Below are 23,930 nucleotides of genomic sequence, written 5' to 3'. Positions count from 1 at the left end.
CGCGTCGTGTGGCTCGGTGGTGCTGCCCGGCGCCTACGCGCCGGGAGGCGTCACGCCTCCTTGGAGAGGTTCGGGCCGCCGCCCGCCGCCGACTCCACCGGAGGGGCGTCCGGCAGGGCCGACTTCTCCTCACCGCGGAAGGTGAACTTCTTCGCCTCACCCTCGCCCTCGGTGTCGACGACCACGATGTGACCGGGGCGCAGCTCGCCGAAGAGGATCTTCTCCGACAGGATGTCCTCGATCTCCCGCTGGATCGTCCGGCGCAGCGGCCGGGCGCCCAGGACGGGGTCGTAGCCCTTCTTGGCGAGCAGCTTCTTGGCGTCCGTACCGAGCTCGATGCCCATGTCACGGTCCTTCAGCCGCTCGTCCACCTTGGCGATCATCAGGTCGACGATCTGGATGATGTCGGTCTCGGTGAGCTGGTGGAAGACTACCGTGTCGTCGACACGGTTGAGGAACTCCGGCCGGAAGTGCTGCTTGAGCTCCTCGTTGACCTTGTTCTTCATCCGCTCGTAGCCGGTCTTGACGTCACCCTGGGCGGCGAAGCCCAGGTTGAAGCCCTTGGAGATGTCCCGGGTGCCGAGGTTGGTCGTCATGATGATGACGGTGTTCTTGAAGTCCACGACCCGGCCCTGGGAGTCGGTCAGGCGACCGTCCTCCAGGATCTGCAGCAGCGAGTTGAAGATGTCCGGGTGGGCCTTCTCGACCTCGTCGAACAGGACGACCGAGAACGGCTTGCGGCGCACCTTCTCCGTCAGCTGGCCGCCCTCCTCGTACCCGACGTAGCCGGGAGGCGAGCCGAACAGCCGCGAGACGGTGTGCTTCTCGCTGAACTCCGACATGTCGAGGGAGATCAGCGCGTCCTCGTCGCCGAAGAGGAACTCCGCCAGCGTCTTGGACAGCTCGGTCTTACCGACACCCGAGGGGCCGGCGAAGATGAACGAGCCACCGGGACGCTTGGGGTCCTTCAGACCGGCCCGCGTACGGCGGATGGCCTGGGACAGCGCCTTGATGGCGTCCTCCTGCCCGATGACGCGCTTGTGCAGCTCGTCCTCCATGCGGAGCAGGCGCGAGGACTCCTCCTCGGTGAGCTTGAACACCGGGATGCCCGTGGCGGTGGCCAGGACCTCGGCGATCAGCTCCTCGTCCACCTCCGCGACGACGTCCATGTCGCCGGCCTTCCACTCCTTCTCCCGCTTCGACTTCGCGGCGAGGAGCTGCTTCTCGGTGTCCCGCAGGGAGGCGGCCTTCTCGAAGTCCTGCGCGTCGATCGCGGACTCCTTGTCCCGGCGCACGTTCGCGATCTTCTCGTCGAACTCGCGCAGGTCCGGCGGGGCGGTCATCCGGCGGATGCGCATCCGGGAGCCGGCCTCGTCGATCAGGTCGATCGCCTTGTCGGGCAGGAAGCGGTCGGAGATGTAGCGGTCGGCGAGCTGCGCGGCGGCCACCAGGGCGGCGTCCGTGATGGACACCCGGTGGTGCGCCTCGTAGCGGTCGCGCAGACCCTTGAGGATCTCGATGGTGTGCGGCAGCGACGGCTCGGCGACCTGGATGGGCTGGAAGCGGCGCTCCAGGGCCGCGTCCTTCTCCAGGTGCTTGCGGTACTCGTCGAGCGTCGTCGCGCCGATGGTCTGGAGTTCACCGCGGGCCAGCATCGGCTTGAGGATGCTGGCGGCATCGATCGCGCCCTCGGCGGCGCCCGCGCCCACCAGGGTGTGGAGCTCGTCGATGAACAGGATGATGTCGCCGCGGGTGCGGATCTCCTTGAGCACCTTCTTCAGGCGCTCCTCGAAGTCACCGCGGTAGCGGGACCCGGCGACCAGGGCGCCCAGGTCCAGCGTGTACAGGTGCTTGTCCTTGAGCGTCTCGGGCACCTCGCCCTTGACGATCGCCTGGGCCAGGCCCTCGACGACCGCCGTCTTGCCGACGCCGGGCTCGCCGATGAGGACCGGGTTGTTCTTGGTACGGCGGGACAGCACCTGCATGACCCGCTCGATCTCCTTCTCGCGCCCGATGACCGGGTCGAGCTTGGACTCGCGGGCTGCCTGGGTGAGGTTGCGGCCGAACTGGTCCAGCACCAGGGAGGTCGAGGGCGTGCCCTCGGCGGGACCGCCGGCGGCGGCGGTCTCCTTGCCCCCGGAGTAGCCGGACAGCAGCTGGATGACCTGCTGCCGCACCCGGTTCAGGTCGGCGCCGAGCTTCACGAGGACCTGGGCGGCGACGCCCTCGCCCTCGCGGATCAGGCCGAGCAGGATGTGTTCCGTACCGATGTAGTTGTGGCCGAGCTGAAGGGCCTCGCGGAGCGACAGCTCCAGGACCTTCTTGGCACGGGGGGTGAAGGGGATGTGGCCGGACGGGGCCTGCTGGCCCTGGCCGATGATCTCCTCCACCTGCTGGCGGACCGCCTCGAGCGAAATCCCGAGGCTCTCCAGGGCCTTAGCGGCGACACCCTCACCCTCGTGGATCAGTCCCAGGAGGATGTGCTCGGTGCCGATGTAGTTGTGGTTGAGCATCCGGGCTTCTTCCTGAGCCAGGACGACAACCCGCCGCGCGCGGTCGGTGAACCTCTCGAACATCGTTAATCGCTCCTCAGAGCGGTCAGGCAGTAAGGGGTCGGTCCCCTCCCTGTCCTTCCGCAGCTTAGTCCCGCAAGCGGGGACCGCTCGTTCCGACTGCCGACACCCGTCCGGATCGCCCCCGCGCTGAGGCGGAGGAAAGCCGTACACCTTCCCGCCCTCGCCCCGGACAGCCGACAACAGTTCCAACCCGATGGTGCGAGACGATGTTCCCGCAGGCCAGACATATCCGCCCGCTTCCACTACGCCGACGGCGAACGCCCCATGGCCGACACGCCCGTCCACCGCTCCATCGCCGGTGCCGCACCCCCGTTCCACGTGGGATTTCCTAACCGACTTCTTACCCCGGGACACTGACAGTCCATGCGGGGCACGGGGGGCGCATCCGCTACTGGCGAACACTCTTGCGCGGCGGACGACGCCCGCTCAACCACGACACTCCGGCACGCCGGGTGACGGACGGCGGCGGTGCGTGACCGGGCCCCGCGGCCCGGCCCGCGTACGGCCCTCGGGAGGCCGCTGTGCGACCGCGGCCTCCCGGGCGGGGTTGCGGAACGGCTCCGGCCGGCGCCCCGGCCGGTACGGAGCGGTCGCTCCGGCGGGCGGAACGCCACCGCGCGCGACTTTCAGCCGTTCGCCTTCTCGTAGGCCTCGCGAATGTTGGCGGGGACCCGACCCCTGTCGTTGACCTCGTAGCCGTTCTCCTTGGCCCACGCGCGAATCCTCGCGGTGTCCTGGCTGCCGCCACCGCCGGCCGTACGGGCCTTGCCGCGGGCCGTACGTCCACCGGTGCGGCGGCCGCTCTTCACATAAGGCTCGAGCAGACCTCGGAGCTTGTCCGCATTGGCGGTGGTGAGGTCGATCTCGTAGGTCTTGCCGTCGAGGGCGAACGTCACCGTCTCGTCCGCCTCACCGCCGTCGATGTCATCAACAAGAAGGACCTGGACCTTCTGCGCCACCGGTTACTCCCATTCGTCGTGTGCGGTCAGTCATCGAAAACCGATTACTGATGCTGACGAAGAAAGCAAACCGCTTTTTCGGGGAAAACACAAACCCTCGGGGAAGTTTGCCCGGCGGATCCAGCCGGATTGGCGGGACCTTTCGGACATAGGCCACACGGCACCGGCGGCTCATAGGTGCAGCAGCATCCGTGTGTTGCCCAAGGTGTTGGGTTTCACCCGTTCGAGACCGAGGAACTCGGCCACCCCCTCGTCATAGGAACGCAGCAGCTCGCTGTAGACATCCCCGTCGACCGGCGTCTCGCCGATCTCGGCGAAGCCGTGCCGGGCGAAGAAGTCCACTTCGAAGGTGAGACAGAAAATGCGCCGCACTCCCAGCCAGCGCGCGGTCTGCAGCAGCTTCTCCAGCACCAGGTGCCCCACCCCCGTGCCCCTGAGCGCGGGGTCCACCGCCAGCGTGCGGACCTCGGCCAGGTCCTCCCACATGACGTGGAGGGCGCCGCAGGCCACCACCCGGGCGTCGTGGTCGCGTTCGGCGACCCAGAACTCCTGGATGTCCTCGTAAAGCGTCACCATCGGTTTGTCGAGCAGGATGCGATCGCGCGCGTACGTGTCGATGAGGCGGCGCACGGCACGCACATCACCGGTTCTCGCGCGGCGGACGGTGACCTCGCTTACCGGGCTCAGGGCTTCTGGCATGTCCGGACGCTATCGCTCCGAAGCCCCGCCGCTTCCCCCGGGGGCATCGAGATGCACGCCTTCCGGCTGCACGACCCGCAAGGCATCCCGCAGGGCTTCCCGCTGTTCCGCCGACATCATGCCGAAGAACGCCACAAGCGCCGCGGCGGGGTTGTCACTCGTGCACCATGCGTTGTTCATCAGTGCCGCGGAGTAGGCGGCCCGGGTGGAGACCGCTTCATATCGATAGGCCCGGCCTTCTCGCTCGCGCCGCAGCCAGCCCTTCTCCCGGAGGTTGTCCATTACGGTCATGACGGTGGTGTATGCGATCGGCCGTTCCCGCCGAAGGTCGTCCAGCACTTCTCGCACCGTGACCGGGCGGTTCCACCGCCATACCCGTGTCATCACCGCGTCTTCCAACTCTCCGAGTGGCCGGGGCACGGGAATAACGATAGTCCCGTATGGGCGAAATGCCCCGTACGCACCGCTTCATCCGCCGGGCCGCGGACGGAAAAGGCGTGCGCCGCGGGGCACGTCCGTCACGTCCCCGCGGCGCACGCCTCCCGCCGGCCGCGGCTGCCGCCGTCTAGCGCTCCTCGCCGCCGTCGGGCGACGCGCCCCGCGCGGCCTCGGCCCGCGCCATCGCGTCCACGGCGGCGTCCTCCTTGGCCTTGTTGGCGCCGCCCTGGTTCTTGACGATCGTCACGATGAGCGCGGTGAAGGCCACGGCCATCACCGCGGACGGGGTGAGTGCGGCGATGTACTCCATGCCGGTCAGCCTCCTTCGGTCCGGGCCTTCCAGCCTAACCGGCACCCCCGGACGTCAGACCGGCAGGGACCGCCGCGGCGGTGCGGACGGGCGCGGCACGGACGCCGGACGGGCCCGGGCGGACCGGGCGGCCACCGCCCGCTCACAGCGGCGCAGCAGCCCGGCACGGCGCTCCTCCTCCGCCGCCCCGGCCGGCTCGGCGCACAGCCCGCGCAGCGCCTCCAGATCGGCCCGGCGCGGCACGCAGTCCAGCGCCAGGGCCTCCTCCAGGAGTGCCAGATAGCCGGCCACCGCGCCCGGCAGCGCCGCCCGGTGGCGGTCCAGGTCGGCCAGCAGGAACGCCCGCAGCCGCCGCGCCTCCCGGGCCGCCTCCGCCAGGGCCCCCGCCAGCCGCCGGTACTCCCGCGCCGCCTCGGGCCGTACGGCGCCGGGACGCGGCGCGTGCGGCGCCGGGGCGCCGGCGGACCGGAGGGCGAACGCGAGGGCGCCTTCGAGCACCCGCAGCTCCTCGGCGCTGATGACCAGGGCGCCTCGGCAACCGTATGGCATGGGCATACGGTGACGGTACGTCAGGAAAACCGCAGAACCCGGCACACGACGCGAAAGGCCGGAAAACCACCCGGAACACCCGGCATACGGCCGTATGCCGCGCCCTGTCCCGCCCCCGTCCCGCCCTCGCCCGGAACGCCGGGACGTCAGCTCCGGGCCCGGTTCCGCTCGTAGACCAGCCGCAGGCCGATCAGCGTCAGCCACGGCTCGTGCTCGTCGATGGCCGCGGCCTCGCCCAGCACCATCGGGGCCAGTCCGCCGGTCGCGATGACGGTCACGTCCTCCGGGTCGTCCGCCAGCTCCCGGGCCATCCGCTCCACCACGCCGTCCACCTGTCCGGCGAAGCCGTAGAGGATGCCGGACTGCATGGCCTCCACGGTGTTCTTGCCGATGACGCTGCGCGGCCGGGCCAGCTCGATCTTGCGGAGCTGCGCGCCGCGCACCCCGAGGGCCTCGACCGAGATCTCGATGCCCGGCGCGATGACGCCGCCGGCGTACTCGCCCCGTGCGGAGACCGCGTCGAAGGTGGTGGCCGTGCCGAAGTCCACGACGATGCTCGGGCCGCCGTACAGCTCGACCGCGGCCACCGCGTTGACGATGCGGTCCGCGCCGACCTCCTTGGGGTTGTCCATCAGGACGGGCACCCCCGTCCTGGTGCCCGGCTCGACGAGGACGGACGGGATGTCCCCGTAGTGGCGGCGGGTCACCTCGCGCAGCTCGTGCAGGACCGAGGGGACGGTCGAGCAGACGCAGATGCCGTCGATGCCGTCGCCCAGCTCCACCCCCAGCAGCGGATGCATCCCCATCAGGCCCTGGAGCAGGACGGCCCACTCGTCGGCGGTGCGCCGGGGGTCGGTGGAGATCCGCCAGTGCTCGACGATCTCGTCGCCGTCGAACAGTCCGAGGACGGTGTGCGTGTTGCCGACGTCGATCGTGAGCAGCATCAGCTCCCCTCCTCCCCCGTCTCGTTACGCAGGTCCAGGCCGATGTCGAGGATCGGCGAGGAGTGGGTGAGCGCGCCCACCGCCAGGTAGTCCACACCGGTGGCGGCGTACGCGCGGGCGTTGTCCAGGGTGAGCCGGCCGGAGGACTCCAGCCGCGCCCGCCCGGCGACCAGCTTCACCGCCTCGGCGGTCTCCTCCGGGGTGAAGTTGTCCAGCAGGATCAGTTCCACGCCTTCGGCCAGGACGGGTTCGAGCTGGTCCAGCCGGTCCACCTCCACCTCGATCGGCACTCCGGGGAACTCCGCGCGGACCCGGCGGAACGCCTCCGCCACACCGCCCGCCGCCACCACGTGGTTGTCCTTGACCAGCGCGGCGTCCGACAGCGACATCCGGTGGTTGAGCCCGCCGCCGCAGCGCACCGCGTACTTCTCCAGGGCGCGCAGCCCCGGGGTCGTCTTGCGGGTGTCGCGGACCCGGGCGCCGGTGCCCTCCAGCTCGTCGGCCCACGCCCGGGTGGCGGTGGCGATGCCCGACAGGCGGCACAGCAGGTTGAGGGCGCTGCGCTCGGCGGTGAGCAGATCGCGGGTGCGGGTGCGCACCGACAGCAGCTTCTGGCCGGGCGCCACCCGGTCGCCGTCCTCGGCGTGCCGCTCGACCTCGAACTCCTCGGTGCACACCACCGACAGGATCGCCTCGGCGACCCGCAGCCCCGCGACGGTGCCCGCCTGACGGGCGGTGAAGTCGCCGGTGGAGACGGCCTCCTCGGGGATGGTCGCGACGGTGGTGACGTCCACGCCGTGGTCGAGGTCCTCCTCGATCGCCAGATGCGCGACGTCCTCGACCTGCACCGGGTCCAGGCCCGCGTCCGCCAGCAGCCGCGCCAGGTCCGGGTCCAGACCGCACTCCAGGGGGTCGAGGCCGAACTCGTCGCCGTCGCCGGCCCCGCAGCCGCAGGCGTCCCCGCAGCCGCCCGCCGCACCGTTCACCGCCTCGTCCGGGCGGTGGCGGCCGATCTGGAGCAGCGGTAGTTCGTCGGGTGTGGGGGTCACGGCTTCTCCTCGGGGGCGACCGGTGGAAAGGCGGTCGAGTCGGTCGTACGGACGACGAGCGTAGAGCCCTCGGCGGTGGGGCGCAGAGCGACCACCAGATGCCGGCGCCAGGCCTCGTCGTCGCGATCGGGGTGGTCCTCGCGCCAGTGGCAGCCCCGGGTCTCGGTGCGGCGCAGGGCGGCGGTGACCAGGACCCGGGCGACGAGGTGCAGGTTGGCCGTCTCCCAGGCCTCGACGCCGGGTTCGGCGGGCTTGCCCACCCCGTCGGACGCCGCGCAGAGCGCCGCCAGTTCCGCGTCGGCCCGCGCCAGGCTGCCGGCGGAGCGCAGCACTCCGGCGCCGGCGGTCATGGTGCGCTGGATCGCGTACCGCGCCTCGGGCGGCGGCAGCGGGACCGTCCGCCCGGCACCGGCACCGGCCGCGGGCGCGGCGGCGCGGCGCGGGGCGCGGGCGATGCCGGCGGCGATCCGCTCGGCGAACACCAGGCCCTCCAGCAGGGAGTTGGAGGCCAGCCGGTTGGCGCCGTGCACCCCGGTGCAGGCGACCTCGCCGCAGGCGTACAGGCCCGGCACGGTGGTACGGCCCGCCAGGTCGGTGCGGACCCCGCCGGAGGCGTAGTGCGCGGCGGGCGCCACCGGGACCGGCTCGGTGACCGGGTCGATGCCGTGGGCGCGGCAGGCGGCGAGGATGGTGGGGAAACGTTCCGCCCACATCCGTGCCCCGAAGTGCCGGGCGTCCAGGTACATGCAGTCGGCGTCCCGCTCGCGCATCCGCCGCATGATGGCCTTGGCGACGATGTCGCGCGGCGCCAGCTCGGCCAGCTCGTGCCGCCCGAGCATGAAACGCGTCCCGTCCGCGTCCACCAGGTGCGCGCCCTCGCCGCGCACCGCCTCCGACACCAGCGGCTGCTGGCCCTCGCTGCCCGCGCCCAGGAAGAGCACCGTCGGATGGAACTGGACGAACTCCAGGTCGGAGACCTCCGCCCCGGCCCGCAGCGCCAGGGCGACGCCGTCGCCGGTGGAGACGGCCGGGTTGGTGGTCGCGGAGAACACCTGCCCCATGCCGCCGGTGGCCAGCACCACCGCCGGGGCGTGCACGGCGCCCACGCCGTCGTGCCGTCCCTCGCCCATCACATGCAGGGAGACGCCCGCGGCGTGCCCGCGCCCGTCCTTGAGCAGGTCCAGGACGAGGGCGTTCTCCACCGTCTCGATGCCGGCCTCCCGTACCGCCGCGACCAGCGCCCGGGATATCTCCGCACCGGTCGCGTCACCGCCCGCGTGGGCGATACGGCGCCGGTGGTGGCCGCCCTCGCGGGTCAGCGCGATCTCCCCGGACGCCCCGGTGTCGAACCGCGCCCCGGCGCCGATCAGCCGCCGCACCGCGTCCGGGCCCTCGGTGACCAGGGTCCGCACCGCCGCCTCGTCGCACAGGCCCGCGCCCGCGACCAGGGTGTCGTCCAGGTGCTGCTCCGGGGTGTCGCCCTCGCCCAGCGCGGCGGCGATCCCGCCCTGTGCCCAGCGGGTGGAGCCGGCGTCCAGCCGGGCCTTGGTGACGATCACCGTCCGCCGCCCGGCGGCGGCGCAGCGCAGGGCGGCCGTCAGCCCGGCCACCCCGGAGCCGACCACCACCACGTCCGCCTCGATCGCCCAGCCGGCGGGCGGTGCCGTCAGCCGCAGGCCGGCCGCCGAGTCCGCGAAGTCGTTCACCGGGCTCCTCCGCTTTCTCCGGTTCCTCCGGCAGGAGGCCCCAGGCGCAGCCGGACGTTGTCGATCAGCCGGGTGGTGCCCACCCGTGCCGCCACGGCGAGCACGGCCTCGCCCTCGTAGGCGCCGGGTTCCTCCGGCACCGGGGTGAAGCCGTCCGGGTCCACCAGCGCCAGGTAGTCGGTCTCCAGCGGCGGGTCGGCCGACCGGGCCCCGTCCAGCACCGCCCCGGCCGCGGCGCGCACCTCGCGCGGTCCGCCGCCGGCGGCGAGCGCCTCGCGCCCGGCGGACAGGGCGCGGGACAGGGCCAGGGCCGTGGTGCGCCCGGCCGCCGACAGGTAGCGGTTGCGGCTGGACAGCGCCAGCCCGTCGGGCTCGCGCACGGTGGGCACGCCCACGATCTCCACGGGGAAGTTCAGATCACGGACCATGCGGGTGATCAGGGCGAGCTGCTGGGCGTCCTTCTCCCCGTACAGCGCCACGTCGGGGGCGGTGAGGTGGAGGAGTTTGGCGACGACGGTGAGCACGCCGTCGAAGTGGCCGGGACGGTGGGCGCCCTCCAGCCGCTCCCCCATCGGGCCGGCGCTGACCCGCACCTCGGGCTCCCCGCCCGGGTAGACCTCCGCGACCGGCGGCGCGAAGACCGCGTCGGCGCCCGCCCCGGCGGCCACCACCAGATCCGCGTCCAGGGTGCGCGGATAGCGGTCCAGGTCCTCGTCCGGGCCGAACTGCAGCGGGTTGACGAACACGGTGACCACCACCTGCCCGTCCGGCCCGGCCGCCGCGCGGGCGGCACGGATCAGGGCGGCGTGCCCCTCGTGCAGGGCACCCATCGTCATCACCACCGCCCGCCGCCCGGCGCGCGGCAGGGCGCGCAGCTCGGCGGCGGTGCGCGGTACGGGCACGGCCCGGCCCTCTCGTTCCACGGTCCCTCCGGTCACCGGTTCCCCCCGTCGGAGAGGACCTCCAGCAGGTCCTCGGCCAGCTCCGGCCTGAGCAGGCCGTTGGCCAGGGCCCGGTCCGCGGTGGTGCGGGCCATGGCCAGATAGCCCGCCACCGCCTGCGGGGCGTGGCGGCGCAGTTCGGCGACATGGGCGGCGACCGTCCCCGCGTCGCCCCGGGCGACCGGGCCGGTCAGCGCGGCGTCGCCGGAGCGCAGCGCGTTGTCCAGGGCCGCGCCGAGCAGCGGGCCGAGCATCCGGTCGGGGGCGGCGACCCCGGCCGCGCGCAGCAGGTCCATGGCCTGCGCGACCAGGGTGACCAGGTGGTTGGCGCCGACGGCCAGGGCCGCGTGGTACAGCGGCCGGGCCTCCTCGGCGATCCACTCGGGTTCCCCGCCCATCTCGATGACCAGCGCCTCGGCGGCCAGCCGCAGCTCCTCGGGCGCGGTGACCCCGAACGGGCAGCCCGCCAGCCGGGAGACGTCCACGGGCGTGCCGGTGAACGTCATCACCGGGTGCAGCGCCAGCGGCAGGGCGCCGGCCCGGGTCGCCGGGTCCAGCACGGCGGTGCCGTAGCGGCCCGAGGCGTGCGCCAGCAACTGGCCGCGCCGTACCGCGCCGGTCCCGGCCAGGCCCGCGACCAGAGCGGGCAGGGCGTCGTCGGGGACGGTGAGCAGGACGAGCTCGGCGCGGGCCAGCACCTCGGCGGGCTCCACCAGCGGCACCCCCGGCAGCAGGGCCGCGGCCCGGCGGCGGGAGGCGTCGGAGACGCCCGAGGCGGCCACCGGGCGGTGGCCGGCCAGCCCGAGCGCGGCGGCCAGGGCGGGGCCGACGCGGCCCGCGCCGACGACGCCGACGGTCAGGCGCGCGGGACGGTCCCCGGCGGCACCCGAGGAGTGTTGGTTCACGTGAGATGGGCCTTCCGTTCCAGTCCGACGGATCCGGTACCGGACGATTGCTGCCATGCTACGCGGACGTACGGGGTCGCCGTTCCGGAGGCGGTACGGCCGTACCCGGTGCGGTCCCGGTGGGCGATGATCGGCCCATGACCCCGGATCCGGACAGAACGAACGAGGAAGCACCCGGCGGCACCGGCGAGGACGCCGCGCGGGAGCGGCGGTTCGCGGCGTGGAACCGCGCGCCGCGCAGACTGGCCGACGGCCCCGCCGGCGGGACGCTCGCCGGGTGGCTGGCCCGGCTCGCCGAGGTGGGCGCCGGGGTCTGGGACCTGGCGGGCCGCCCCGACCTGTACGGGGACGGCGTCGTCACCGCGCTGGAGGAGCGCACCGCCGCCCTGCTGGGCACCGGGGCCGCCGCGTTCTTCCCCACCGGCACCATGGCCCAGCAGATCGCCCTGCGCTGCTGGGCGGACCGCACCGGCAGCCCCGTCGTCGCCCTGCACCCGATGTCGCACCCCGAGCGCCACGAACGGGGAGCGCTGGTACGGCTCGCCGGGCTGCACACCGTGCACCCGACCGCCGAGCCGCGCATGCCCACCGCCGACGAGATACGGGAGCTCCCCGAGCCGTTCGGCACACTGCTGCTGGAACTGCCGCTGCGTGACGCGGGCTTCGTGCTGCCCACCTGGGAGGAGCTGGTGGAGACCGTCACCGCGGCCCGGGAACGGGACGCGGTGGTGCACCTCGACGGGGCCCGGCTGTGGGAGTGCACCGAGCACTTCGGGCGCCCGCTCACCGAGATCGCCGCCCTGGCCGACACCGTGTACGTCTCGTACTACAAGTCCCTCGGCGGGCTCTCCGGCGCCGCCCTGGCCGGTCCGCCCGACCTGGTGGAGGAGGCGCGCGCCTGGCGGCACCGCTACGGCGGGCAGCTCTTCCAGCAGTGGCCCGCCGCGTTGTCCGCGCTGGTGGGGCTGGAGCGGGAGCTGCCCCGGCTGCCGGAGTACGTCGCCCACGCACGGACGGTCGCGGGCGCCCTGCGGGAGGGGCTGGCCGCGGCCGGGGTGCCGTGGTTCCGGATCCATCCGGAGGAGCCGCACACCCACCAGTTCCAGGTGTGGCTGCCGTACGGCGCCGAGGAGCTGACCGAGGCGGGTGTGCGGCAGGCGGAGGAGGACGGGACGGTGCTGTTCCGGTGGTGGGGGGCGCCGGGGCCGCCCGGGACGGCGATGGCCGAGGTGACGGTGGGCGCGCCCGGTCTGGGCTGGCGTCCGGCGGACGTCCGCGAGGCACTGTCCGCGTTTCTGGCCCGGGTGCCCGCCACGGGGTGAGGTGTGCCCTGGGCGGGCACCGGGGGGTGCGGGTTCTGTGCGTGCGGGGGTCGGGGCCAGTCCGGGGCGACCATTCCGGACGGCATGATTTACGGCCGTGATCGTGCCACGTTTTGTCACTCTCTCACTGGCCGCAAATCACGCTTGAGTGTCCGGAACGGCCGCCCCTCCCCGTCCCCTCCCGCCGTCGCCCGACTACCGGTCCGATTCCCCTGCGCTCCAGACCAGCCCCACTCCCGACACGGTCGCCCGATCGCGGACCGCGTCACATACCTCCCCGGGCCGATCCCGCTCCCGAGATGGTCGCCCGGATCGGGGATCGGCACGGACCGGGCGGTCGGACGTGCCCGCAGGTCGCCCCGGCTCCGCCAGGGGACACCCCCGCACACCGGGACGAGCAGCGCACCGGCCGCCCTCACAGGTGCGGGCGCACGGCCGGCAACCCGGCCCGCACCGCGGCACGTCCTGGTCACCCTCGCCACCAGGAGCGAGTGGCCGTCCGGCCACGGCCAGGGGCGTCACACGACGTATGGGGTGGGTGGGCGTGGAGGACCGCAGGCACGACGGGGCGCACCCGGCGACGGCGGGGAGGGGACGGGGAGGGGCGACCGTTCCGGACACTCAAGCGTGATTTGCGGCCAATGAGAGAGCCACGGCACGTGCTACGGCAACGGCCGTAAATCATGCCGTCCGGAATGGTCGCCCCGGACTGGCCCCGACCCCAGCACGCACCCCACCCGCACCCCGGGCGCAGCCCGGGCACGGCAACCGCACCCTCACCCCGTGGCAGGGCCGCCCCCCGCCCGCACCAGCCCCGTCTCGTACGCCAGCACCACCGCCTGCACCCGGTCGCGCAGCTCCAGCTTGCCGAGGACCCGGCCCACATGCGTCTTGACGGTGGCCTCCGAGAGCACCAGCCGCGCGGCGATCTCGCCGTTGGACAGCCCCTGCGCCACCAGCAGCAGCACCTCGCGCTCCCGGTCCGTCAGCCGCTCCAGCCCCCCGGCCCGCGGCCGCTCCCCGGCGGCGGGCAGCAGGGTGGCGAAGTGGTCGATGAGGCGGCGGGTGGTGGACGGGGCGACCACCGCGTCCCCGCTGTGGACCGCGCGGATCGCGCCCAGCAGTTCACCCGGCGGCACGTCCTTGAGCAGGAAGCCGCTCGCCCCGGCCCGCAGCGCGGAGAAGGCGTACTCGTCGAGGTCGAAGGTGGTCAGGATCAGCACCCTGGGGTTTCCGGGGCCGCCCTCGCCCCGCTCACGGATGCGGCGGGTGGCCTCGACGCCGTCCAGGCGGGGCATCCGCACGTCCATCAGCACCACGTCCACGGCGGTGGCGCGCAGCCTCTCCAGGGCCTCGGCACCGTCCGAGGCCTCGGCGACGACCGTCATGTCGGGCTGGGCGTCCAGCACCATGCGGAAGCCGGTGCGCAGCAGCGCCTGGTCGTCGACGAGCATCACCCGGATGGTCATGGCAGGTCCCTCTCCTGTGGTCGCGCGGTTCACATCGTGCTCTTCAGCGGCAGCACCGCGCTGATCCGGAAGCCGCCACCGGGCCGCGGCCCGGCGTCCAGGCTGCCGCCGACCATGCCGACGCGCTCGCGCATCCCGATCAGCCCCTGGCCCAGCCCGTCCAGGCCGCCGACCTCGTACAGCTCCCGCTGCGCGCCGCGGCCGTCGTCCTCGGCGAGCAGGGTCAGGTCGTCGGCGCCGTAGGTCAGCCGGACGGTCGCGCCGACGTCCGGCCCACCGTGCTTGCGGGTGTTGGTCAGCGCCTCCTGCACGATGCGGTACGCGGTCAGCCCGATGCTGCTGGGCAGCGGGCGCGGGGTGCCCTCGACGCGGAAGTCCACCGGCAGGCCCGTGCCGCGCACCTGGTCGACGAGCTCGGTGAGCTGCTCGATCCCGGGCTGCGGCACGTACTCCCCGCCCTCGGCCTGTTCCCCGGTGCGCAGCACGCCCAGCAGCCGCCGCATCTCCGACAGCGCCTGGCGGCCGGTGCCGGAGATGGTCTCCAGCGCCTTCCTGGCCTGGTCGGGCGCGTTGTCCAGGACGTAGGCGGCGCCGTCGGCCTGGACGACCATCACCGAGACGTTGTGCGCGACCACGTCGTGCAGCTCCCGTGCGATACGGGCGCGCTCGGCGGCGACGGCCACCTTCGCCTGCGCCTCGCGCTCCTTCTCCAGCCGGGCGGCACGTTCCTCGAGCTGCGCGTAGTACGCCCGCCGGGTGCGCATCGAGTCGCCGAGCACCCAGGCCAGCACGAAGGTGGCGGTCAGGAAGACGGTGCCGACGATCTCCGCGGCGATCGACTGCTTCTCGTCGGGCCAGCGGAGCGCGGAGATCGTGGGCGCGACCAGGGCACCGGCGAGGGCCAGCCGGGAGGCCCAGCGCCTGCCCCGGGAGGCGTTGGTGAAGACGATCACCAGCATGGCGAAGTTGGCCGGCACCGGGAACGCGCCGGTCACCACCTCGGCCATCCCCGTCCCGGCGGTCAGCAGCAGCATCCGCTCGGGCGCGCGGCGCCGCAGGGCCACCGCCGTGCACAGGGCGAGGACGATCGGCACGGAGGCGATCAGCTGTACCTCGCTCTGCTTCACCGGCGGCTCCGGCGCCGCTATGACCGAGACGAGCCATCCGGCGGACATCGCCAGCAGGACCAGGGCCCACAGACTGTCGACCCAGGTGGGATGCCTGCGTATGAACTCGTATACCCGGTACACATCACCCAGCGTAGGCAGACGCGGCACGGGCGGGAGTCAACCCGGCGGGCGATCCCCGTCCGTTCCGCCTACTCCCCAGGGTGGAGGCAGCGGTGCCCGGCGCGGCTGGAGCAGCCAGGTGAAACCGCCCAGGCCCGCGGGATCGGTCAGCTCGGCGGCCTCGCCCGCGCGGCCGAGCAGCCGCACGTACGCGGCCGGGTCCGTCGAGGCCAGGGCGAGGGGCGGGCGGTCGCCGCGCACGCCCAGGGCGCGCAGCGCCTCGCGCTGGGGGAGCAGCAGGGCCGGTCCGTGGTCCGGCGGCGTGTGGACGGCCGCCGCGCAGGCGTCGAGGGCGACATGGGCGGTCAGGTCGCGGTCGCCGTCGGGGACGGGCGGCACCTCGCGGCCGTCGCGGTAGCCGGTGAGGGTGCCCAGCGGCGGGCGGGCGGCGCGGGTGTGGGCGTAGTCCACGGCGACGGCCAGACCGCTCTCCAGGCGGGACACGGCCGCCGCCCACGCCTCGTCGCGGGGGCGGCCGATCTCCGCGCGGTGGCCCGGCCCGGGCGGCAGCGGCCACCAGCGGGCCAGCCACCGCGCGTCCGCGCCGGTCACCGGTTCGCCCGGGTGCTCGGTGCCGTCGCCGTCCACCAGGACGTAGCGCGGTACGCCGTCGCCGTCGGTCTCGGCGACGTCCACGGGCACGTCGTCCAGCCACTCGTTGGCGAACAGCAGCCCGGCCGCGCGGTGCGGTGGTTCGGCGGACCAGCCGATCGCCGGGTCCAGTCCGGCGGGGCGGGGGGCGCGTTCGACGGCGTGGGCGCGCACTCGGGGGGCCAGTTCGCCGGGCAGCGCGGCCAGCACGCCGGTCAGCAGTTCGCCGCGGCCCGCGCCGTAGTCGATCAGCGCCAGCTCGGCGGGGTGCCCCAGCACCTCGTCCACGCGCCGCAGCAGTTCGGCCACCGCGTGCGCGAACAGCGGCGAGGCGTGCACCGAGGTGCGGAAGTGGGCGGCGGGCGCCTGCCGCACGAAGAACCCCTCCGGCCCGTAGAGGGCCTCCTCGGCGGCCTCCCGCCAGCGCCGTGGTCCCGGCCTCCGCTCGCCGGTCACTTGTCGATGTCGCCGACGACGAAGAACATCGAGCCCAGGATCGCCACCATGTCGGCCACCAGCGTGCCGGGCAGCAGTTCGGACAGCACCTGGACGTTGTTGTACGAGGCCGAGCGGAGCTTGAGCCGGTACGGGGTCTTCTCCCCCTTCGAGACCAGGTAGTAGCCGTTGAGGCCGAGGGGGTTCTCCGTCCAGGCGTAGGTGGCGCCCTCGGGGGCCTTCAGCACCTTGGGCAGCCGCTGGTTGACCGGGCCGGGCGGCAGTTCGGCGAGGCGGTCCAGGCAGGCGTCGGCGAGGTCGAGGGAGTTATGGGTCTGCTCCAGCAGCACCTCGAAGCGGGCCAGGCAGTCGCCCTCGGACCGGGTGACGACCGTCAGGACGTCCGCCAGCTCCCCGTAGGCCAGGTACGGCTCGTCGCGGCGCAGGTCGAAGTCCACCCCGGAGGCGCGGGCGAGGGGGCCGCTGACGCCGTAGGCGTGGACGGTGGCCGCGTCCAGGACGCCCACCCCGCGGGTGCGGCCGCGGAAGATCTCGTTGCCCAGGACGAGCCGGTCGTAGACGTCCGTCTTCGCGCGGACCTCGGCGACGGCCTGCCGGGTGCGGCCGAGCCAGCCGGCCGGGAGGTCCTCCTTGAGGCCGCCGACCCGGTTGAACATGTAGTGGATGCGCCCGCCGGAGACCTCCTCCAGGACGCGCTGGAGCGCCTCGCGCTCGGTGAAGGCGTGGAACATCGGTGTGATCGCGCCCAGTTCCAGGGGGTAGGAACCGAGGAACATCAGGTGGTTGAGGACCCGGTTGAGCTCCGCCAGCAGGGTCCGCGCCCACACCGCGCGGACGGGCACCTCCATGCCGAGCATCCGCTCGACGGCCAGGACGACGCCGAGCTCGTTGGAGAACGCCGACAGCCAGTCGTGGCGGTTGGCCAGCACGATGATCTGCCGGTAGTCGCGCGCCTCGAAGAGCTTCTCGGCGCCGCGGTGCATGTAGCCGATCACCGGCTCGGCGGCGGTGATCCGCTCGCCGTCCAGGACGAGCCGCAGCCGCAGCACGCCGTGGGTGGAGGGGTGCTGGGGACCGATGTTGAGCACCATGTCGGTGCTCTCCGCCGCGCCTCCGACGCCGACGGTCGTCTCGGTGTGCTCGGTGGCCGTGCCGGGCTGGGTCATGGTCCCAGTCTGGCAGCAGTGCGCGACGCCCCGCGCCGCCGGCCACCGCTCCCGCCTACTCTTGCCGGTATGAGCCAGCCAGCCGGAGGACCACCGCAGCCGCCGCAGCCACCGCGACCGCCGGGGACGGCCGAGCGGCCCGAGCCGGCGGGCACGGCGGAGCGCACCACCGGGGACGAGTCGTGGCGCGGTGTGGAGCGGGGGCTGCTGCGGATGCGCAGGACGGTGCTGGCCGCCGTGCTCCTCCCGCTCGCCGCGGTGCTGGGCCTGCTCCTGTATCCGCTGGCCGGGCCGGGCTGGGCGGCCGCCGCGCTGGTGCCGCTGGCGGCGGCGGCCTGGGGCTGGCGGGCCCTCGCCCGCAACTGGGCGTCCTGGCGGTACGCCGAGCGCGCCGACGAGCTGCTGATCAGCCGCGGGGTGATCTGGCGCGAGCTGACCGTCGTGCCGTACGGCCGGATGCAGCTGGTGGAGGTCACCTCCGGGCCGCTGGAGCGGCACTTCGGGCTGGCCCGGCTGCAGTTGCACACCGCCGCGGCGACCACCGACGCGCACATCCCCGGTCTGACGCCGAAGGAGGCCGAGCGGCTGCGGGAGCGTCTCACCGAGCTGGGCGAAGCCCGGTCCGCGGGGCTGTGATGGCGCTGCTGGAACGTCCCGAGGGCAGGCGGCTGCACCCGGTCACGCCGTGGCGGCGGGCCTGGGCGCCGGTGGCGGCGCTGCTGGCCTTCGCCGTGCAGGACCCGGAGCGGGCCCGGCGGGGCGTGGAGTCCCTGACACCCGTCTGGCTGCTGGCCGCGCTGGCGGTGGTGCTGCTGGTGGCGGCGGCGTACGGCTTCCTGTCCTGGTGGATGACGAGCTATCTGGTGACCGACACCGAACTGCGCATCCGTACCGGCCTGTTCTTCCGGCGCGCGGCGCACATCCGGCTGGACCGCATCCAGGCGATCGACGTCGGCCGGCCCCTGCTGGCCCGGATCGCCGGGGTCGCCAAGCTCAAACTGGACGTGGTCGGCGCGGAGAAGAAGGACGAGCTGGCCTTCCTCGGCGAGTCCGACGCGGTGGCGCTCCGCGCCGAGTTGCTGGCGCGGGCGGCGGGCATGGCGCCCGAGGACGCGCCCGGGGTGGGCGAGGCGCCCGCCCGGGAGCTGGTCCGGGTCGACACGGGGATGCTGCTCGGCTCCCTGCTGCTGCTCGGCAGCGGCTGGGCGGCGCTGGCCGCGGCGCTCTTCTTCCCGCTGCTGTTCGGGCTGCTGCTCGGCAGCGTCTGGCCCGCCGTGGCGATCGCGGTACCGCTGATCGGCGGGGTGTGGCGGACCAGCGCGGGCCGTTTCATGACCGAGTTCGACTGGGTGGTGGCCGAGTCCCCGGACGGGGTGCGGCTCGACCACGGGCTGCTGGACCGCGCGCACGCCACCGTCCCGCCGGGCCGGATCCAGGCGGTGCGGATCGTCGAGCCGCTGCTGTGGCGGCGGCGCGGCTGGGTGCGGGTCGAGCTGGACGTCGCGGCCGGGGGCAACGAGGGCGGCGTCCTGCTGCCGGTCGCCACCCGGGAGACCGCCCGGGGCGTGCTGGGGCGGGTGCTCCCCGAGGTCGACCCGGCCGAGGCGGAGGCGGCCCTGGCCCCGGTGCCGCGCCGGGCCCGCTGGGTGGTGCCGCTGTGGTGGCGGGGGTACGGGCACGGGGTGACGGGGTCGGTCTTCGCGACCCGCCGCGGGCTGCTGTGCCGCAGGCTGGAGATGGTGCCGCACGCGAAGGTGCAGAGCGTCCGGATGAACCAGGGACCGTGGGAGAGGCGGCTGGGGCTGGCGAACGTCCAGGTCGACCACGGCGCGAACGGCGCGGTGGCGGCCCGGCTGCGGGACGCCGACGAGGCCCGCGCGGTGGTCGAGGCCCAGGCGGAGCGCTCCCGCACCGGGCGCCGCACGGCACGTCCGGAGCGCTGGCTGACGCGGTAGCGGCGGCGGGCGCGGGGTCGGGCGGGTCAGGCGCGGGCGCGGCTCGGCTGGCTCGGCTCCCCGGAGTCCTTCTCCTGTTCCCCGGCGGAGCTCCCGGCGTCCTCGCCGTCCGGACCGGCCGCGCCGGATTCCGCGGTGCCGGCCGCACCCGGACGGATGACCTCGCCCGCGGCGGAAGCCCCGGACTCCGGTCCGGGAGGGGTCCCGGCCGCCCGGTCGCCCTCCTCGTCCCGGTCGGACGGGGACTCGGCGGGCGGCCGCGGCCCCCCGGACCCTCTGCGCCGCCGCGGGGCGCCGCCGGTGCCGAAGAAGTCGAAGCCGCCGCGCTTGGGCGTCTGGCTGCCGCTCCGGCTCGGATACGGCTCCCGTCCCGGCGGCGGCACGGCCGGCTCCCGCTCCTCCGCCGCCTTCCGCTCGGCGTCCTCCCGCTCCCGCTGTGCCTTCTCCTGCTGCTCCTCCTGGAGCACGGCGTTCGTCCGCAGCCGGGCCAGGGCCTCGCTCGCCTGGAGATAGGTCAGCGGGGTGGGCGCGCCCGAGGCCCGGCGGTGGTCGGCCGCCCCGGTGGTGAGCTCCTTGACCTGCCCGGCGGCCTCCAGGGCGAGCTGCCGCCGCCCCTCCAGCGCGCTGGCGCGCTCGGTCTCGGCGGTGGCGTACCGGCGCAGCAGCGCGGCGTGCTCGGTCCGCAGCCGGGTCAGCTCGGCCTGCTTCTCCCGGAGCGTGATCTCCACCTTCCTGCGGAGCTCGGCGGCCTCCTCCAGCTCGGTCTCCAGCTCCGCCTGCCGCTCCTCGGCCCGCCACTCGGCCGTGGCCCGGGCGGCCCGCACCTCGGCCACCCGCCGGCCGGCCTCCCGGTCCCAGTGGCGCAGCAGCACGGCCCCGGCGACGGCGGCCAGCGCCGCTCCGGTGGTGAGCACGCGCAGCGCCACCACTCCCGGGGCGCCGACATCACCCACCAGCCAGGCCACGAGCGCGCAGAAGAGTGCGGCGCCCGCCACGGCGGACGGCGCGAGCATCCGGTGCAGGGGAGGTGCTTGGCGGTGGCGTCCTCGTGGCATGGCCTGGAATTTACCGTGGGTGCCGCCCATTGAGGCACCGTCCCTCCCCATTCGTTATCTCGCGTGTCCCCCGATCCCCACACCCCGTCAGAAACCGCCGTCCCGTTCCCGTGACGGGAACGATCAGTCTCGGCGCCGGACCACCAGGGCCGAGACCACCACGACCACGGTGAGCACGGCGATGACGCTGACCACGGCCAGCCGCATCGCCGGCCCGAGGGTGTTGTTGCCCTCGTGGGCGAAGTCGTACCAGACCAGGACCGACTGGAACAGGGCGATGGCCGTGAAGACGAACAGCAGCCGGTTGCGGCGCTCGTCCCGCCGGTACTGCGTCATGCTGCGATGGAAGTCGAGGATGTCGCGCAACGACTGGAGCTGGACCTCCAGCACACCGCGCTCGCGTTCCATCGCCCAGCGCTCCATCGCCGCGTCCATCACCACCGCGCCCGCGTTCACGGTGTAGCGGCTCTCCTCCAGCCGCACCATGTCGCGCAGCGCCAGATCCTTGCTGAGTTTGAGGGAGGCGGTGAACTGCCGGTCGACCTCCGCCACCCGGTTCCAGCGGGTGTCGTTGAGCTGCAGCATCCGGGCCGACACCAGCCGGTTGGCCTCGTCCACCGCGATCCATTCGGTGGTGGCCGCCATCACGCCCTCCAGCACCTCGCGGATCCGGTGGCCCGGCAGCCGCTCCAGGGTCGTGAAGCCGTCCCCGAAGCGCAGCAGCGCGTCATCGTGGATCCTGCGCTCCACGCCGTAGACCCGGGTCGCGCCCGGCTCCTGGTCCCGCGGCGGGTCCACCAGCACCCGGTGCCACCACAGCAGCCGTCCGGGTTCCATCGCCGCCTCGCCCACCGGATCGACCAGCCCGCGGGCGAGCATCCGTTCCGAGACGCCGTCGGTCCAGCGGGCGACATGCGGGTTGAGATTCTCCACCAGTTCACTTTCGCGGCGGTGCATGGCATTCCGGTCCGGGACCTGGATCGTCAGCATGACGTAGCAGTAACCGTTGGGCCCGAAGCGGCACCGCAGCGGTCCGATGCCCGCGAGGCGGACCGTGCCGACGGTCTTCTCGCCGCTGAGCCGGGATCCGCCGGTGGACATGTGGTGGTCGAACAGCAACTGGGAGTCCGGTGTGTCGACCTGTGGTGAGAAATCGGGCACCGTCTCGGTGACGGCCTCCTTCAACGCCCTGCCGACCTCGCCCCCGAAGGTGTTCGCGCATAACCGGAAGCGCATGAGAAAAGGCGCGATGAGTACCACCTGCATGACAGCCGCCCCCTGCACATCCCCGTCGTCCGCCGATCGGACCGCGGACGGGCCGTGCGCCATCAGGCCGTCTGCGCGCCCGGAGCCGTGAACAGTGTCCACTCGCCGTGTCCGGCCTGGCCGCCCTCGACGGCCCATCCCCTGCCCAGCAGCCTCCGCATCCGGTCCGGCAGGACGTACAGCGGCGTCCCCGAACGGAACGAGGTGCACCACAGGAGCTGCCCGCCGGGTTCGACGACCCGCGCGATCTCGGCGGGGTTGAACACCCCGTTGAGCGACACTACCAAGGGAACCCGCGCCGTCGCCAAGGGTAGTGCCCGTACGTCGGCCACCGCCCAGCACACCCTGGGCACCTCCACGCGCCGCCGTATCATCTCCGGGCTCAGATCACACGCGACCACGGTGGGAACGGTCTCGGCTACGGCGGCCGTCGCCTCACCGGTACCGCAGCAGATCTCCACCGCCCACCGGGCGGGCCGGGCACGGCGCAGTCCCTCACGCACGGGAAGGTCGTAGCCGTACTGCCCGTCGGTCCAGGACCGCCACTCCTCGGCCATCCGCTCGTACGAGAGCCGCAGGCCCAGCCACGCTTCGTGGTCCTCGGGATCCCTCAGCAGACGCTCCTGGAAACGGCGGCTGGGATGGACGTCGGCCTTCAGGTCGGGCGGGCTCGGGATCTCCTCCATTCCGTGACGATAACCGCCGACAGGTCTGGACCGGTAGCCGCCGTCCGCCGTGCGGGCCTGGTCAGGCCGTTGCCGCCGTCGGCGGCTCGTCGTCGTCCTCCGGGAGCCTGCACACCCGCTGCAGGAAGATGCCCGCCGCCACCACCGCGGCGCCCGCCAGCACCGCCAGACCGGCGTAGACCACCTGGTCGCGGCGGGCGGGCACGTCCATGGCGTTGAGGAGCAGGTGGAGGCCGGCGCCGCCGTACGCGCCCGCCGCCAGGGCCGCCACCAGGGCGCTGGCCTGGCCGAGGACGACGGCGCGGGCCGCCATGATCGGCTCCACGCCCTTCGCACCGGGCTGCCGCTCGCGCTGGGCGCGCAGCCGGGCGCGGAGCGACAGGGCGGTGGCGGCCAGGACGGCGGCGATCAGCGCGAGCACGACCGGGGCCGCGACCGGCACGGCCGGTGGTGTGCCCAGCCCGTCCCACATCCCGGTGCCCGCCCAGGACAGCACCAGGGCGAGTACGAAGAGGCCGGCCAGCGTCCTGATACGTAGTTCCCTCACGGAACTCCCCACGTCGTCTGAGAGGCGGCGGTTGAGAGGCGGCGGTGCCCGGTGGCGCCGCCGTGGTCACTCGGGCAGTCGCAGTTCCAGGTCGTCCCGGCGGGTGATGCCCTCCCGGCCGACCGTGTCGAGCAGTTCCGCCACCGGACCGCGCCCCGGAACCTCGGCGTCCGGGTCCACATCGTGCCACGGTGCCAGGACGAAGGCCCGCTCGTGGCAGCGCGGGTGGGGGAGGGTCAGCACGGGGTCGTCGGAGACGGCGTCCTGGTAGACGACGATGTCCACGTCGATCGTCCGCGGCCCCCAGTGCTCGTCGCGCACCCGCGCGTAGGCCTCCTCGATGGCGTGGGCCCGCTCCAGCAGCGAGGCGGGCGGCAGGGTCGTCTTCAGCAGGACGACGGCGTTGAAGTACGCGGGCTGGGTGCCCGGTTCCACTCCCCAGGGCTCGGTCTCGTACACCGGCGAGACCTCCTTGACCCGCACCCCCGGGGTCTCCTCCAGCGCGTCGACGGCGCCCTGCAGGGTCTCCAGCCGGTTGCCCAGGTTGCCGCCGATGGAGAGGACGGCGCGCTTGGGGTTGTGCAGGGTCATGTCGGCGGCGTCGACCTGGCGCACCACGGAGGCGGGCACCGGCTGCACGGTCGGGTCGCTGTTCGGCGTCATACACGGCTCCGCTTGATGGTGATGGTCACATCGTCGAACGGGACGGTGATCGGGGCTTCCGGCTTGTGGACGACGACCTCCACCTCCTGCACCGCCTCGTGTGTCAGGCACTGGTCGGCGATCCGCTGGGCGAGGGTCTCGATCAGGTCGACCGGCTCGCCTCCGACGACCGCGGCGACCTCCTCCGCCACGACGCCGTAGTGGACCGTCCTGGTGAGGTCGTCACCGGCCGCGGCGGACCGGGTGTCCAGGCCCAGGGCCAGGTCCACCACGAAGGTCTGGCCCTGCTCCCGTTCCCGCTGGAACACTCCGTGATGCCCGCGGACCCGCAGCCCGTGCAGTGTGACGCGATCCACCCGTTTCACTCCCCGTCGGTCGGCCGGCGGACG

At 73.6% G+C, this 23,930-nt stretch carries 24 protein-coding genes; 3 read left to right on the top strand and 21 right to left on the bottom strand.

Going from position 1 to position 23,930, the window contains the following annotated elements; translation table 11 throughout:
• Window positions 1-50: 50 nt before the first annotated feature.
• From V1L54_RS24900 to V1L54_RS24850, 11 genes are all read right to left on the bottom strand, one after another.
• Window positions 51-2,576, bottom strand: a complete 2,526-nt coding sequence (locus V1L54_RS24900; RefSeq protein WP_330120360.1) for an ATP-dependent Clp protease ATP-binding subunit — start codon at window positions 2,574-2,576, stop codon at window positions 51-53.
• A gap of 626 nt (window positions 2,577-3,202) precedes the next feature.
• Window positions 3,203-3,535, bottom strand: a complete 333-nt coding sequence (locus V1L54_RS24895) for a histone-like nucleoid-structuring protein Lsr2 (RefSeq protein ID WP_330120359.1) — start codon at window positions 3,533-3,535, stop codon at window positions 3,203-3,205.
• Window positions 3,536-3,706: 171 nt separating this feature from the next.
• Window positions 3,707-4,234 carry an amino-acid N-acetyltransferase gene (locus V1L54_RS24890; protein ID WP_330120358.1) on the bottom strand — a complete coding sequence of 176 codons (528 nt, stop codon included), beginning with the start codon at window positions 4,232-4,234 and terminating at the stop codon, window positions 3,707-3,709.
• A 9-nt stretch (window positions 4,235-4,243) separates the two neighbouring features.
• Window positions 4,244-4,654, bottom strand: coding sequence for a BlaI/MecI/CopY family transcriptional regulator (locus tag V1L54_RS24885; protein WP_330120357.1), 411 nt, complete (start codon window positions 4,652-4,654; stop codon window positions 4,244-4,246).
• 145 nt (window positions 4,655-4,799) lie between these two features.
• Window positions 4,800-4,982, bottom strand: a complete 183-nt coding sequence (locus tag V1L54_RS24880) for a hypothetical protein (protein ID WP_330120356.1) — start codon at window positions 4,980-4,982, stop codon at window positions 4,800-4,802.
• A gap of 54 nt (window positions 4,983-5,036) precedes the next feature.
• A complete protein-coding gene (locus tag V1L54_RS24875) occupies window positions 5,037-5,537 on the bottom strand; it encodes a hypothetical protein (protein WP_330120355.1) in 501 nt (166 codons plus the stop codon).
• A 140-nt stretch (window positions 5,538-5,677) separates the two neighbouring features.
• The gene (locus tag V1L54_RS24870) at window positions 5,678-6,475 is read right to left on the bottom strand and encodes a type III pantothenate kinase (protein ID WP_330120354.1); all 798 of its coding nucleotides are present in this window, start codon (window positions 6,473-6,475) and stop codon (window positions 5,678-5,680) included.
• Window positions 6,475-7,524 (bottom strand): carboxylating nicotinate-nucleotide diphosphorylase, encoded by a 1,050-nt coding sequence (gene nadC / locus V1L54_RS24865; RefSeq protein ID WP_330120353.1) that lies wholly within the window; start codon window positions 7,522-7,524, stop codon window positions 6,475-6,477. The genes V1L54_RS24870 and nadC overlap by 1 nt, the downstream gene beginning before the upstream one ends.
• A complete protein-coding gene (locus V1L54_RS24860) occupies window positions 7,521-9,230 on the bottom strand; it encodes an L-aspartate oxidase (protein ID WP_330120352.1) in 1,710 nt (569 codons plus the stop codon). The genes nadC and V1L54_RS24860 overlap by 4 nt, the downstream gene beginning before the upstream one ends.
• Complete coding sequence (gene panC / locus V1L54_RS24855; RefSeq protein ID WP_330120351.1) at window positions 9,227-10,153, bottom strand: pantoate--beta-alanine ligase; 927 nt, start codon at window positions 10,151-10,153, stop codon at window positions 9,227-9,229. The genes V1L54_RS24860 and panC overlap by 4 nt, the downstream gene beginning before the upstream one ends.
• Window positions 10,154-10,164: 11 nt before the next feature.
• Window positions 10,165-11,076, bottom strand: coding sequence for a Rossmann-like and DUF2520 domain-containing protein (locus V1L54_RS24850; protein WP_330120350.1), 912 nt, complete (start codon window positions 11,074-11,076; stop codon window positions 10,165-10,167).
• A 137-nt stretch (window positions 11,077-11,213) separates the two neighbouring features.
• Between V1L54_RS24850 and V1L54_RS24845 the strand changes: the two genes are divergently transcribed.
• A complete protein-coding gene (locus V1L54_RS24845; protein WP_330120349.1) occupies window positions 11,214-12,398 on the top strand; it encodes a threonine aldolase family protein in 1,185 nt (394 codons plus the stop codon).
• A 776-nt stretch (window positions 12,399-13,174) separates the two neighbouring features.
• On the opposite strand, the gene V1L54_RS24840 is transcribed toward V1L54_RS24845, so the two are convergent.
• From V1L54_RS24840 to V1L54_RS24825, 4 genes are read right to left on the bottom strand one after another with little or no spacing between them, the layout of a single operon-like run.
• Window positions 13,175-13,867 (bottom strand): response regulator, encoded by a 693-nt coding sequence (locus V1L54_RS24840; RefSeq protein ID WP_330120348.1) that lies wholly within the window; start codon window positions 13,865-13,867, stop codon window positions 13,175-13,177.
• 29 nt (window positions 13,868-13,896) lie between these two features.
• A complete protein-coding gene (locus V1L54_RS24835; RefSeq protein ID WP_330120347.1) occupies window positions 13,897-15,117 on the bottom strand; it encodes a sensor histidine kinase in 1,221 nt (406 codons plus the stop codon).
• A gap of 36 nt (window positions 15,118-15,153) precedes the next feature.
• A complete protein-coding gene (locus tag V1L54_RS24830; RefSeq protein ID WP_330120346.1) occupies window positions 15,154-16,203 on the bottom strand; it encodes an SAM-dependent methyltransferase in 1,050 nt (349 codons plus the stop codon).
• Window positions 16,200-17,369 carry an NADH-quinone oxidoreductase subunit D gene (locus V1L54_RS24825; RefSeq protein ID WP_330120345.1) on the bottom strand — a complete coding sequence of 390 codons (1,170 nt, stop codon included), beginning with the start codon at window positions 17,367-17,369 and terminating at the stop codon, window positions 16,200-16,202. The genes V1L54_RS24830 and V1L54_RS24825 overlap by 4 nt, the downstream gene beginning before the upstream one ends.
• A gap of 69 nt (window positions 17,370-17,438) precedes the next feature.
• Between V1L54_RS24825 and V1L54_RS24820 the strand changes: the two genes are divergently transcribed.
• Both V1L54_RS24820 and V1L54_RS24815 read left to right on the top strand, forming a co-directional pair.
• Window positions 17,439-18,005, top strand: coding sequence for a PH domain-containing protein (locus tag V1L54_RS24820; protein ID WP_330120344.1), 567 nt, complete (start codon window positions 17,439-17,441; stop codon window positions 18,003-18,005).
• Window positions 18,005-19,324, top strand: coding sequence for a PH domain-containing protein (locus V1L54_RS24815; protein WP_330120343.1), 1,320 nt, complete (start codon window positions 18,005-18,007; stop codon window positions 19,322-19,324). Before V1L54_RS24820 ends, V1L54_RS24815 begins: the two co-directional genes overlap by 1 nt.
• Window positions 19,325-19,350: 26 nt before the next feature.
• On the opposite strand, the gene V1L54_RS24810 is transcribed toward V1L54_RS24815, so the two are convergent.
• The 6 genes from V1L54_RS24810 to folB all read right to left on the bottom strand — a co-directional run bounded on the left by V1L54_RS24810 (window position 19,351) and on the right by folB (window position 23,897).
• Window positions 19,351-20,379, bottom strand: coding sequence for a hypothetical protein (locus V1L54_RS24810; protein WP_330120342.1), 1,029 nt, complete (start codon window positions 20,377-20,379; stop codon window positions 19,351-19,353).
• A gap of 123 nt (window positions 20,380-20,502) precedes the next feature.
• The gene (locus V1L54_RS24805) at window positions 20,503-21,645 is read right to left on the bottom strand and encodes a hypothetical protein (RefSeq protein ID WP_330120341.1); all 1,143 of its coding nucleotides are present in this window, start codon (window positions 21,643-21,645) and stop codon (window positions 20,503-20,505) included.
• A 62-nt stretch (window positions 21,646-21,707) separates the two neighbouring features.
• A complete protein-coding gene (locus V1L54_RS24800) occupies window positions 21,708-22,331 on the bottom strand; it encodes a class I SAM-dependent methyltransferase (RefSeq protein WP_330120340.1) in 624 nt (207 codons plus the stop codon).
• A gap of 61 nt (window positions 22,332-22,392) precedes the next feature.
• A complete protein-coding gene (locus V1L54_RS24795; protein WP_330120339.1) occupies window positions 22,393-22,878 on the bottom strand; it encodes a DUF3180 family protein in 486 nt (161 codons plus the stop codon).
• 66 nt (window positions 22,879-22,944) lie between these two features.
• The gene (gene folK, locus V1L54_RS24790; RefSeq protein ID WP_330120338.1) at window positions 22,945-23,541 is read right to left on the bottom strand and encodes a 2-amino-4-hydroxy-6-hydroxymethyldihydropteridine diphosphokinase; all 597 of its coding nucleotides are present in this window, start codon (window positions 23,539-23,541) and stop codon (window positions 22,945-22,947) included.
• The gene (folB, locus tag V1L54_RS24785) at window positions 23,538-23,897 is read right to left on the bottom strand and encodes a dihydroneopterin aldolase (RefSeq protein WP_330120337.1); all 360 of its coding nucleotides are present in this window, start codon (window positions 23,895-23,897) and stop codon (window positions 23,538-23,540) included. Before folB ends, folK begins: the two co-directional genes overlap by 4 nt.
• Between the last annotated feature and the right edge of the window lie 33 nt (window positions 23,898-23,930).

Origin of the sequence: Streptomyces rubellus (assembly GCF_036323805.1) — a bacterium.
Lineage (GTDB): Bacteria > Actinomycetota > Actinomycetes > Streptomycetales > Streptomycetaceae > Streptomyces.
Note: the sequence above shows the minus strand (reverse complement) of the source record. Positions and strands in the feature narration are given on the sequence as shown.